This is a genomic window from Ochrobactrum sp. Marseille-Q0166 (assembly GCF_014397025.1).
In the GTDB taxonomy this organism is placed as follows: Bacteria; Pseudomonadota; Alphaproteobacteria; order Rhizobiales; family Rhizobiaceae; genus Brucella.
Map to the genome: position 1 here is coordinate 999,396 of NZ_JACJUO010000002.1, position 12,440 is coordinate 1,011,835.

Consider the following 12,440-nt stretch of genomic DNA (forward strand, 5'->3'; position numbering starts at 1 on the left):
ATTCGCCGGCCAGAAATGACCGGCGAATTTGTTTTTATGGCTGAAATCGCGGTGTGCGCATGGCAAACCGCAGCCCAAGACATTGCGCTGACGAATGAAACCCGGTCGGAACTCCAGGCCAAATTCCTGCGCGACTTGCGCGAAAATGCCGATGGTGTTCTGCTGGCGGAACGGCGCGGCGAAATATATGGTTGGGGCGCTCTCGTCCCGAAATCAAACTATATTTCCGACCTCTGGGTCGATCCCGCCCACCATGGTCAGGGCGTAGGCGGCGCATTGCTTGGTGCGCTGATGGCGCAGATTCTTCTTGATGGTTTTGCGGAAGCTGAAATCGGCACTCATGCCGATAATTTTCCAGCAATTGGGCTTTACGAAAAAGCTGGGTTCAAGACCTATCACCGCAGCGAAGAATGGTCGGAGAGTTTTGGTCGTGAGGTTGAAAAGGTCAGAATGCAGGTAAAGCTTTAGGCGAGCATTGCCATTTCAGGACAAACTCCTATCCTCTCTCATAGCAATTATTATCAGGAGGAGGGGCAAATGTGGATCATGCTTACGGATGTTAGTGGCGAACGGGTTGCGGTGAATTTCAACCACGTCCTGTCATACAACGCTTACGGTACTGGAACCCGTATCGTTACGCTTAGTGCGGACCTCACATTTTTCGTTAAAGAGTCGACCAAGGAAATCGAAACCAAGCTCGGCATTGACGTGAAAAGCTGAATTATCAAAGAAAAAACGTCAGCGTGAATAATGCGCTGACGTTTATCTTTCTGGCTCGCGCAGGCAGAAAGCTTAAATATCCAGTTCTTCCACGAATGCGGCACGATCCTGAATGAAGCGGAAGCGGGCTTCCGGTTTTGTACCCATCAGATCATCAACAGTGCTGCGCGTTTCATCGACATAATCTTCATCGACATGAACACGAAGCAGCGTGCGCTTTTTCGGGTCCATGGTCGTTTCTTTCAGCTGTTCGGCGCGCATTTCGCCGAGGCCTTTGAAGCGACCGATTTCGATTTTGCCACGTCCGGTAAACATCGTGCGAAGCAGTTCGTCCTTGTGCGCGTCGTCACGGGCATAGGCTACCTTGCCACCCTGACTGAGACGATAAAGCGGCGGGACTGCCAGATACAGGTGGCCGTTGCGGATGAGATCAGGCATTTCCTGATAGAAAAATGTGATGAGCAGCGATGCGATATGGGCGCCGTCAACGTCAGCATCTGTCATGACGATGACGCGATCATAACGCAGATCGTCTTCACGATAATTCTTGCGCGTGCCGGCCCCCAGTGCCTGAACCAGATCGGCAATCTGCTGGTTGGCTGTCAGCTTCTCACGGCCAGCACTGGCAACGTTCAGAATCTTACCGCGTAGTGGCAGGATCGCCTGATTGGAACGATTGCGTGCCTGCTTTGCAGAACCGCCAGCCGAGTCACCTTCGACAATGAAAAGTTCAGCACCTGCGGCAGCATTCTGCGTGCAGTCTGCAAGTTTGCCCGGAAGGCGCAGCTTGCGCGTCGCGCTCTTGCGGACGGTTTCCTTTTCCTGACGACGACGCAGACGCTCTTCGGCGCGATCAACAACCCAATCGAGCAAGCGGGATGCTTCCTGTGGGGAAGCTGTAAGCCAGTGATCGAACGGATCGCGGATGACATTTTCCACGATACGCTGCGCTTCAACGGTCGCAAGCTTGTCCTTGGTCTGGCCGACAAACTCCGGTTCCCGAATGAAGACCGAGAGCATAGCGGCTGCCGAAATCATCACGTCATCGGTGGTGATGATCGAAGCGCGCTTGTTGTTGGTTAGCTCTGCATAGGCTTTGAGGCCACGCGTCAACGCAATGCGCAGACCGGCTTCATGCGTACCGCCATCGCCCGTTGGGATTGTGTTGCAGTAGGAGTTGACGAAGCCGTCACCGCCATACCACGACACTGCCCATTCAACGGCACCGTGCCCGCCCTGCTTTTCGGTGCGGCCCGAGAAAATCTCACGCGTTACCTGATGTTCTTTGCCAAGCGAGGCAGAAAGATAATCCTTCAGACCACCGGGGAAGTGGAAAACGGCCTTTTCAGGGGTTTCCTTCTTGGGATCAAGGAGTGCCGGATCGCAATTCCAGCGAATTTCTACGCCGCCAAACAAATAGGCCTTCGAGCGCGCCATGCGATAAAGCCGGTGCGGATCGAAATGTGCAGCCTTGCCGAAAATATCCGGGTCTGGATGAAAGCGGACTCGTGTACCACGACGGTTGTGGACTTCGCCGACATCTTCAAGGCCACCCTGCGGAATACCGCGCGAAAAGCGCTGGCGATAGAGGCGGCGATTGCGTGCGACTTCGACTTCCAGAACGTCGGAAAGTGCGTTGACCACCGAAACACCCACGCCGTGCAGACCGCCCGAGGTTTCATAAGCCTTGCCATCAAACTTGCCGCCTGCATGCAGCTTGGTCATGATGACTTCAAGCGTCGATTTTCCCGGCACCTGCGGATGCTCATCAACCGGAATACCACGACCATTATCACTGACAGTCAGGAAGCCTTCGGCATCAAGGCTGACTTCAATAAAATTGGCATGTCCTGCAACGGCCTCGTCCATTGAGTTATCGATGACTTCTGCAAAAAGGTGATGCAGGGCTTTTTCGTCAGTGCCGCCGATATACATACCGGGACGCAGGCGAACCGGCTCAAGGCCCTCGAGAACGCGGATGGAGGAGGCGTTATAATCATCACTGCCTGATGAAACAGGCGGAGTCTTGGTTGCAACAGGCGTTGGATTTGGTGCAGATGGTGTTGTTACCGCTTTCGCAACAGGCGTTGATGCAGGAACCTTCTTGGGCTGCTGCTCCATCTGCCGTTCACGGGCATTGTTAACTACTCTAGAAAAGAGATCGTTGCTGTCGTCCATCTTTGTCCGAAAAGCTTTCTGTCTGAAACCGAAAGAACCGCCCCACTGAACGGGGCAAGAAAAGTTATCTGCGAATCACATAGATAATGCCACGGGAAACCCCGCAATGCGAACAAAGTTCGCCTTACGTTCCGCTTTTGCCCGAAGTTATCAAGTGATTTTGCTCACAGTGAAGCCGATTTGCACCAGAAACATGGCGAAAGTCAAACCATGGCCTTTGATAAGCGAATTAAGATGGAAACGGGCAGACCATTCGCGTAAGCGCATTGACACAAAGAAATTGTGAGTGATGGAAATGCAGATCAGGGCAGCAGGCGGTACAGAAGCGCACGTAAAGGGCATGGCGATCATGGTGCTCTCAGTGTTGCTGCTGCCGCTTATGGATGCCATCGGCAAATGGCTTGCCATGATGGATAACATGCCTCCGGCCACCGTCACCTTCATGCGCTTTTTCATTCAATCAGTGCTGATGTTCTTCGTGCTGATCGTCATGAGTGGTTTCGCGTCCTTACGGACGACGCATCTTGTCGGCAATCTTGTGCGGGGTGCGCTGATGGGTTTTGGAGGAGCGTGTTTCTTCACCGCGGTCAAATATATGCCGCTGGCGGACGCCATGGCTGTGTTTTTTGCCGAACCGTTGATCCTGACGCTGTTGTCGGCTGTCTTCCTGAAGGAAAAAGTCGGCTGGCGCCGTTTCAGCGCTGTGGGTATTGGGCTGATCGGCACGATGATCGTTATTCAGCCAAGTTTCGAGATCTTTGGTGCGGTCTCCCTGTTGCCTCTGGCAACTGCTGTCACTTTTGCGATCTATCTGATGCTGAACCGTAAATATGGTGCAAAAGAAAGCCCCGTCGTCATGCAATTCTATGCAGGTATCGGCGGATCGCTGATTGCGGGGCTGTTTATGATTTTTGGTACCGCGGTGGGCATTGAAGATCTCAGCTTTGCATTGCCAAATAGCTTTCAGCCATGGCTGTTGCTGCTTTTGCTGGGCACGATCGGAACTGTCAGTCATCTGCTCGTGGTGCAGGCATTCAAGCTTGCACCAGCATCTATGCTGGCGCCGTTCCAGTATCTGGAGATCGTCAATGCGGTTCTGGTTGGTTTAATTATCTTCGGTGACTTTCCGACGCCGTCCAAATGGTTCGGCATCGCGATCATCGTAGGATCAGGCTTCTATGTCTTCATGCGCGAGCGGCGTATGAAGAGCGTGTGATTATTTGGTGTGGCGCGGTCCGAAGACGTTTTCAAAAGCTTTGCCCAGTGCCACATCGACATCGCCCATCGTCACCGGAAGGCCGAGATCGACCAAACTGGTAACCCCATAATCAGCGATCCCGCAGGGTACGATGCCACCGAAATGCTCGAGCTCCGGCTCAACATTGATGGCAATACCGTGGAAGCTCACCCAGCGGCGCAGACGAATGCCAATGGCGGCAATCTTGTCTTCGCACACGCCGCCATTGGCAAGCAGCGGCTTCTCCGGGCGGACAACCCAGACGCCGACACGGTCAGCGCGCCGCTCACCTTTGATATTGAATTGCGCCAGCGTTTCGACAATCCACTGCTCAAGCGCGGTGACAAATGCTCGTACATCTTCGCGGCGGCGCTTTAGATCGAGCATAACATAGGCAACCCGCTGACCTGGGCCATGATAGGTATATTCACCACCGCGTCCCGTATTGAACACGGGAAAGCGATCCGGTGTCAGCAGGTCTGCTGATTGAGCACTGGTGCCCGCTGTATAAAGCGAGGGATGTTCGACAAGCCACACAAGTTCATTGGCAGTTCCTTCACGAATAGCTGCGACCCGCGCTTCCATAAAGGCGAGCGCCTCTTCGTAATCCGTTAAACCGTCTGATATTAACCAATCAACAGGTGGTGTGCCGGCCATAGCAGGGAGGAAATGCGTTTCATTTTCTTGCGCGGCGACGTCGCGCATTGAAGATGAATAGGTTTCAGTTTGTCGGGAAAAATGAGCAGAGCTATCGTTCATGACGTCAGCATATGGCGTTTTTTGCGACTCTTCGCCAGATGTCAAAATGCCTCTATCCGAAAGTGAGGCATCAAGCGATCATCGGTCCCGCACTCGTACTGTGATCAAAGGCCGGAAATACATCAGTCGTGATTGGTGCGAGCACATTGATTTTCAGGCCTGTGGGATCAAAGTCGATGTCGCATCGAGCTTTGAGTTCTTCTGCGAGAACAAGCCGTATCAGCCGTTGCCCAAAGCCGCGTCGCGAAGGTCGTTTGACGGAGGGGCCGCCAGTCTCAAGCCAACGCATCTGGAATTTATTGACGCCCTGATCGTCGACAATATTCCAGCTGAAATCGATGCTTCCATGCTCGTTGGACAATGCGCCATATTTTACCGCGTTGGTGGCAAGCTCATAGAGACCAAGAGAAAGAGACACCGTCACCCGGTCACTTACAAACAGCGAAGGGCCGTTCATGCGGATGCGGTTACCAAAGGTTCTCCTGAAAGGTTTCAGCGTCGTATCGGCTATTTGTTTGATTGTCGCTCCGTCCCAATTATCTTGAAGTAACATATCATGGGCTTGTGCCAATGCTTGCAGGCGTTCATTAAACAAATCGCTTGCCTCATCGGGATTGCGGGCATTCCGCAAGGTTTGATTGGCAATCGATTGAACCATAGCCATTGAATTCTTGAATCGGTGCGAAATTTCGCGCGTCACGAGCGCTTTTTCAGCTTCATTGCGCTTGCGCTCTGTCACGTCCAACATAACCCCTATCAAAGTTGGCTTATCACCTGATAGGGCTTTTGCACGAGTTTCAACCCAGACGGTCTCCCCGGCACTATTGATGATCCGATATTCCATGGAATACGGTTCGCCCGTGCTAAATGCTGTTTCAGTCTGCTCAATTACCGTCATACGATCTTCGACGGCGATCATCGCCAGAATGTTGTCAAAATTGATCTGATCATCGTCACGAAAACCGAAAATCCGGCGACATTCCGCCGAAGCGGTTACGCGCCCTGACTTCAGATCCCGGGTCCAATAGCCGATATTAGCGGCATTGACGATGTAATCGAGGTGGTTCCGGTGCTGCCTGGTCTCACTCGAAAGCGTGTCGCGCTCTTGCTTTAACTCGACCAGATGTTTGAGTTCAATGGTAACATCATGCTGTGTCGAAACGAAATGCTTGATTACGCCGTCATTTCCTCTGACCGGAGAAATATGCAGCCTATTCCAAAATGCTTCCCCTGATTTCTTATAATTCAATATGTCTATGTCAATTGACGTGCCTGATGCGATCGCGGTTTTGATCGCAGCTACGTGATCGCGACTGGTGGCGGCTCCCTGTAAGAAGCGGCAATTATGGCCGATCACTTCTTCCGCGGAATAACCCGTCAATTGCAAAAAAGCCTTGTTTGCAAAGACAATTGGATTGTCGAAAAATTGCGGGTTTGTGATGACCATAGGCGTGGGTGTGTGTTCCACCGCCGCCTGAAAAGGATCGGCGTCTTTGGAAATCATGTCCACAGCAATTAATCTGGATGGTTGAAACTCAGTTGACACGACAAACTCCACCTTAAACAAGCCGTTACAACATTCGTCAGCCTAAGGCGAAACTAGCTTATATTAGCGACTATAGCGAACAAAATCGTCTTGAGACATATGTCGAATGAGGATTGTCCATTGCACTATTTGGATGAGGACGGCTGCGCTATACAAATTGTGCCAATCACTTGTCGGATAGATAGGGCGCAATATATCTTTCGTTATCATTCAGCACACGTTCATCTAGCTTGGATCATGATGTGTGCAGTTGAACTGGAGAACAAGATGATAAACGCCTTGAAAAAGATGATGGTTGGCTTGGTGGGCGCAACTTTTATGATTGGTGCGATGGTGCCGGTTTCTGCTGCTCCGGTCCTTCCAACTGCTCAGATTGTGGACGGTAATAATGTAATGCCAGTCCGTAATGACCGTTGGGACCGCCGTGGCCATGGCAATTGGAATGGCCATCGCCCGGGGCGCCCTGGCTGGAATGGTCATCGTCCTGGTCCTCGGCCGGGCTGGAATGGAAACTATCGCCCGCGCCCTGGTTATTGGAATGGTCATCGCGGCTATAACCATTATCGCCATGGCTATCGTCGCCATAATGATGGTTGGTGGTATCCGCTTGCAGCTTTTGGCGCTGGTGCAATCATTGGTGGAGCAATTGCACAGCCAGCACCTCAGCCGGTTTACCGCGCTAGCAACAGTCATGTTCAGTGGTGCTATAATCGCTATAAGTCTTATCGGGCTTCAGATAATACGTTCCAGCCTTATAACGGCCCACGTCAGCAGTGCTACTCGCCGTACCGTTAATGGAAATCTGAAATTGGAGAAAAAGAGCCGCCTCTACAGGGCGGCTCTTTTCATTCAAGGATGGGGGTTGCCGTTAGTGGATTTTACGAATTTGACGTTTGAAACAGCATATGTGTCAGTGCGGATTCAAACTTCAAATTCAACCCACTAGCCACCTCGCTCATCATATCCTTCAGCTTCAGCATCTGTCATTTTATGAAGCAGGTACTGTTTCAGGCGTGCAATTTGTTCTGCACTCCAGCCATCCACATCAGCAACTTCAATCCATGCATCGACATAATCTTGCGGCGAGTAGACGTGACCGTGTCCAATCGGTGTGGTGGTTGCAAACGCCATATCCAACGCCAACTGTAACATTGTGACGACAGGATACCAGCGTAACTGTGGTGAAACATCAGGACCGCGCGGATCGTTCATCCAGTCTGGCTGTCGATAGAAGGAGTGACTGTCGAAAAAGACGACGGCATCGCTGGCATATTGAAGATAGACGATACGCAATGGCCCCCAGCGATCGCCATTGCCCGGCGCTTCGCCATTTTGGTTCATAAAGCGAACAAAAGAACCATCCTTGAATACAGGCAACCATTCGGGGGTTCCCGGATTTCGGTCGCGTGTGATCTGCTTCCAGTCCCGACTAGGAAAGGGAGGACCACTCCATAACGCTCCATTAATGGGATCTTCGAGCATTTCGATAAAAGAAATCGACTTTTCGGAATTCATAGCGCCAAGACTCAAGCCATAGAGATAGAGGCGTGGTCGTTTATCCTTGGGTAGTGTTTTCCAGTAGCTATAAACCGTCGTGAACAAGGCACGAGACGCTTCCGCGCCATATTCAGGTTGAAACAGGAGTGAAAGAGGGCTGTTAAGATAAGAGTATTGCATAGCAATGCTGGCGACATTGCCATCATGAAGATATTCAAGGCCGTCCATAGCGGCCGGATCGACCCAGCCAGTTCCGGTTGGGGTAATAATTACGAGGATGGATCGTTCAAACCCGTTTTGTCGCTTAAGTTCATCCAATGCCCGCTCTGCACGCTGCCTATGCGTGTCGGCCACATTCAAACCAGCGTAAACCCGAATAGGATCAATTGCCTGACGTCCTGTAAATGATGAGATTTCGGCCCCTGTCGGACCAGATGACACAAATTCACGCCCTGCGCGCCCTAGTTCATCCCACCGCAATATGGATGCTGCGCTGCCGGTTTTTTCAGCCGCCAGAGGCTGTGCTCGATCTGGCTCAATCAAAGCGTCATATTCACGGAAAGAGCGGTCAAGTAAACGGAATGTGGATTGTATCAGCAAACCGTTTGCGATTGTCCAGATGAGGACGACAGTCAAAGACACACCGACGAAATTTGCAACGCGGCGCGGTATGAGGCGATATATTTTTGCTGAGATAAACAATCCCAGCCAAATTAATGCCCGCGTCAAAAGCAAAAGAATCAGAAAAGTGAGAATAGCCAGCGCGCATACGCTTGCCGGGTATGCGCTCGGAACAGGCTCCATTCCCATGACGGAGCGCACAGAGTTTTGCCATCCAGCGGAAAAATAAAGTGAGAGAATTGCGATAGTCAGACAGATGAATCCGACCACAAGATTGACTGCGCTGCGTAATCGATCAGCGGGTTCCGGCAGTTCCAAATAGTGCCAAACCCAACGCCAGAAGACGCCAAGTCCATATCCAGAACCAAAGGCCACGCCACACAATACACCCTGCATAACGTATGTTCTCGGCACAAGGCTTGGGGTTAGGGCTGCGGCAAATAACAAAGTACCCAGCGCCAGCCCTATGCCAGACAACGAGTGTCGGAACCGAGAGAGTGCATTTGTGAAAAAAGTCATGAAAAGCCAGACTGCTGGAATGGTTGCTATTTGTGAATCCGCGTGCCGACATTTCAACAGCAAGAATCGTTTTTGGAAACTCTATTTTGCTGAAAGTTGAGTTGAGTTAGACGAATCTCTGACTTTTTGAACGCGAAGATGGAGAAAAATGGATAAAGGAGAGGGATTTTTCGTCGTTTTTTCACCGATATGCCGAGCGTTTGTGAATTTTCTTTGATCAGATGATGATTTTGGAAATTATGTTGGAGAAACTTGACTTTATGGTGTTGACCAATCGAAAAGTCGACTTTATGTTCCGCCGCACTTCCTGAGATGATTTGATCCCTCTGGGAGCGCGTAGCTCAGCCGGTAGAGCAACTGACTTTTAATCAGTAGGTCCAGGGTTCGAATCCCTGCGCGCTCACCAAAATCAAGCACTTAGCACCCTTCCAAAAAAGCCATTTTACACCTCGTCAGATATTTTACACTTTGGCGCTTATTTCGTTTCCTTTCTGATCGCCTCAATGACCTCACTTCCAGCGAGGCAATTCTTCCGTACAATGTCGTCACATTCCTACTTGGAATGACACGAGATTTCTGCAATGCGCTCTATGTCCATTCCAGGAGCATATGCGTAGGTGAAAGCCGTGTCTTGAAGATTGTGAAAAGTCACGCCGGTGATTTCAAGGCGTTACATTTCTATCCGGAACGGTGTGTCAAATCCTGATGAGGTCCATATGTCACCATAGCCGTTGACAAGGACACGCTTCCGGTTCTCGTCACTTCGGCTTTATAAGCATATGCATGGGCTACCGGCTGCTACTGTATGAGTTATATTCCGATTTTTAGGGTTAATTCATTCAGGTATTATCCTACGGAATTAACCCCACAGTTTACGCGGTTTTTCAAAGACGTTCTTCACCTTGTTGTACGGTATTGGTATCAGTAGTAGTCGGCATAGTTATCATGAATAAAGAAATGTGGGCGCCGGAGACTATCCTCTATGCTCATAATACCTGAGGTGACCTAGGTCCTGTTGACAAAGTATGGCAGCCATATCTTTTCGGCTGCCAGGGCGAGGAATGCCGAGAAGGATTTTCGTGTCTTGTCGTATCGGGTCGCGACGCGCCGGAACTGCTTGCGACAGTTGAAGATCCGCTCGATGCGGTTTCGATCCTTGTAAGCCCGAAAGTCGCACGCAGGCGGGTTCTTTCGGTTAGCTTTTGGCGGAATGACCGGCCTGATACCGTGGATCAGGAGCTCGTCACGGAGGAAGTCACCGTCGTAGCCTTTGTCGGCGAGGAACAGCCTCGGCTTGCCGACCGGTATCGCCAGCAAGTCAGGAACGGCGTGGTAGTCCGAAGCTTCGCCGCCTGTCAGGACGAAGCCAAGAGGGCGGCCCTGACCATCTGCTCGGGCGTGGATTTTCGTCGTAAGGCTGCCGCGTGATCGACCAAAAGCCTCCTGATAAGTCCCCCTTTTGCGCCCGCCGCCTGCGAATGGCCGCGAACAGTGGTGCTGTCGATCATGTGCTGCCAGTCATCCGTCAGCCCCAGTTTAACGAGGGGCTCAAGCAGGGCGTCCCAAACGTCTTGTTCGGCCCAACGGCGGAAGCGCACATAGACCGAATTCCACTTTCGGTATCGCTTATGCATGTCGCGCCAGGGGCATCCGACCCGAAGGACATGCAACATACCGTTCAGATATTGCCGATTATTGTGCGACGGTCGGGACTTCCTGCCGCGTTCGGTGGGCAACAACCTCACGATGATCCGCCATTCCATATCTGTCAGGTCGCCGCGAGCCAAAACTGCCTCCTCAAAAGCAGTCTTGAATCACGCTTCTGCTGATTTGGGAATCCGCTTGGTCAACAGGGCCTAAAGCTAAGAATCTTTGTTCGGGTAAACATTTTTCTCGCTAGCGGAATTTTTTAAGCGATGTAGAAATCAACACAACAACCCGTTTGCGTCGTATGAGTTAGAATTTCATATTACAATAAAATCGTTTAGTGCTTTCCCATGTAAACTTCCAAACGCTTTTTCAGGCTGTGTGCGACCTTTGGCTTTGCGTATTCACGGTCAAAAGATACCCCGCAGTACCAACCATATAGACTATGGTTCTCAATAAGATTTTTACGCAGTCGAGGTTCCCGCCACTAGCAGATCGGATCACAAGGCGCGTCAGAAAGCCGAGTGTTTCAAGCACAATGAAGTCTGTAGCTGCAGTCGTCCTTCAAACAACTGGTCAATCAGCTTCTTTACCACAACTCACGTGCTCGCTACCCGTCATAATGTTCTATTGTTGACCGTCGGCGCCAGTTAAGTCGCTTCTACGACTATACGTGAATTTCGAAGATCATACTGGGGATGATAGATTTCAGTCAAAGACTTCCTATCGTGTTTTAGAAATCCAATTACACAATAGACTTGCTGAAATCAATCAATTCATGCTCAAGTAAGTTTTATGCGAATAATATCTAATTTCCTCCCATAATTCCGCCCTGTGCACTGACTTGAATAATAGCAGGCGTTAGTATCACGGCAAATATGACCGGAAGAAAAAAAAGTATCATAGGTACTGTGAGTTTTGGAGGTAATGCAGCCGCTTTTCTCTCTGCCAGTTGCATACGTTGTTCTCTATGTTCTTGCGCGAGGACTCTAAGTGCTTGACTAATTGGTGTGCCATAGCGTTCTGCTTGTACAACACATTGTACGAATGTCTCAATACTATCAACACCAGTTCTCTTTGCAAGGTTCAGAAATGCTTCCCTTCTGTCGTTGAGGAGATTCAATTCTTTGACCGTGTATTCTAGTTCGCTTGAAATTTCTTCACAAACATATTTAATATTACTAATTACCTTTATCAAGGAATATTCGATGGTGCTGCCGGACTCGACACAAACAAGCATAAGATCCAAAGCGTCTGACCAATATTTTTTAATGTTTGCTTTTCTCTTTATTGATTTATTTTTTAAATATAAATCAGGAGATAAGTAAACTAATAATAAAAAAGAGCTTATTGCGATAATTTTTAATGTAAAATATAATAAGTCTCTCTTATCAATTATAAATGCAAAAGTTAATATTGATAATATAGTAATAAAAAATAATATAAATTTATATTTAATAAATCTATTAATCAAATTAAGATCATATAATCCCGCAGATTTTAATTTTGTTGATATTTTTACCGCGTCTCCCGCAATAAATTTATTAATAATGTTGACATTTTTCGGGTATAATAATTCATAATTTATATTGTTTTTTTTGCGTGTTCGCCTTGGGTTTAATTCGTTTAACTTTTTATCTATATTAAGGTAGGGGTAAAGTATAAATATAGATAACATTGTTATTGAAACAAAAAGAGAAAAATACATATCTATAA

10 protein-coding genes, 1 tRNA gene and 1 pseudogene are annotated in these 12,440 nt (G+C 49.5%); 5 read left to right on the forward strand and 7 right to left on the reverse strand.

The window, feature by feature from the left end:
- Positions 1–36 precede the first annotated feature (36 nt).
- Together H5024_RS15935 and H5024_RS15940 are read left to right on the forward strand one after the other, a co-directional pair.
- The gene (locus tag H5024_RS15935; RefSeq protein ID WP_247875306.1) at positions 37–468 is read left to right on the forward strand and encodes a GNAT family N-acetyltransferase; all 432 of its coding nucleotides are present in this window, start codon (positions 37–39) and stop codon (positions 466–468) included.
- 69 nt (positions 469–537) lie between these two features.
- Positions 538–720, forward strand: coding sequence for a hypothetical protein (locus H5024_RS15940; RefSeq protein WP_187548106.1), 183 nt, complete (start codon positions 538–540; stop codon positions 718–720).
- A 72-nt stretch (positions 721–792) separates the two neighbouring features.
- Here H5024_RS15940 and parE read toward each other — a convergent pair whose 3' ends face one another.
- On the reverse strand, positions 793–2,898 hold the full coding sequence (gene parE, locus H5024_RS15945; RefSeq protein ID WP_187548107.1) for a DNA topoisomerase IV subunit B: 2,106 nt from the start codon (positions 2,896–2,898) through the stop codon (positions 793–795).
- A 295-nt stretch (positions 2,899–3,193) separates the two neighbouring features.
- Here parE and H5024_RS15950 point away from each other — a divergent pair, with 295 nt between their 5' ends.
- Complete coding sequence (locus tag H5024_RS15950) at positions 3,194–4,114, forward strand: DMT family transporter (RefSeq protein ID WP_187548108.1); 921 nt, start codon at positions 3,194–3,196, stop codon at positions 4,112–4,114.
- On the opposite strand, the gene lipB is transcribed toward H5024_RS15950, so the two are convergent.
- Positions 4,115–4,939 (reverse strand): lipoyl(octanoyl) transferase LipB, encoded by an 825-nt coding sequence (gene lipB, locus H5024_RS15955; RefSeq protein ID WP_187548109.1) that lies wholly within the window; start codon positions 4,937–4,939, stop codon positions 4,115–4,117. It abuts the gene before it with no gap.
- Positions 4,940–4,964: 25 nt separating this feature from the next.
- Entirely contained in the window at positions 4,965–6,398 is a 1,434-nt protein-coding gene (locus tag H5024_RS15960; protein ID WP_187548657.1) for a PAS domain-containing protein, read from the reverse strand.
- A gap of 309 nt (positions 6,399–6,707) precedes the next feature.
- On the opposite strand from H5024_RS15960, the gene H5024_RS15965 reads away from it, so the two are divergent.
- Positions 6,708–7,235, forward strand: coding sequence for a BA14K family protein (locus H5024_RS15965; RefSeq protein WP_187548110.1), 528 nt, complete (start codon positions 6,708–6,710; stop codon positions 7,233–7,235).
- 147 nt (positions 7,236–7,382) lie between these two features.
- Here the strand turns inward: H5024_RS15965 and H5024_RS15970 are convergent, their stop codons facing one another.
- Positions 7,383–9,077 (reverse strand): alpha/beta-hydrolase family protein, encoded by a 1,695-nt coding sequence (locus H5024_RS15970; protein ID WP_187548111.1) that lies wholly within the window; start codon positions 9,075–9,077, stop codon positions 7,383–7,385.
- Positions 9,078–9,407: 330 nt separating this feature from the next.
- Here H5024_RS15970 and H5024_RS15975 point away from each other — a divergent pair.
- Positions 9,408–9,483, forward strand: a tRNA-Lys gene (locus H5024_RS15975).
- A 599-nt stretch (positions 9,484–10,082) separates the two neighbouring features.
- Here the strand turns inward: H5024_RS15975 and H5024_RS15980 are convergent.
- From H5024_RS15980 to H5024_RS15985, 3 genes and pseudogenes are all read right to left on the reverse strand, one after another.
- On the reverse strand, positions 10,083–10,595 hold the full coding sequence (locus H5024_RS15980; protein WP_247875367.1) for an IS5 family transposase: 513 nt from the start codon (positions 10,593–10,595) through the stop codon (positions 10,083–10,085).
- A gap of 95 nt (positions 10,596–10,690) precedes the next feature.
- Positions 10,691–10,840, reverse strand: a pseudogene (locus tag H5024_RS21310) (transposase); the annotation flags it as partial.
- Positions 10,841–11,532: 692 nt separating this feature from the next.
- On the reverse strand, positions 11,533–12,432 hold the full coding sequence (locus tag H5024_RS15985; protein ID WP_187548112.1) for a type II secretion system F family protein: 900 nt from the start codon (positions 12,430–12,432) through the stop codon (positions 11,533–11,535).
- Between the last annotated feature and the right edge of the window lie 8 nt (positions 12,433–12,440).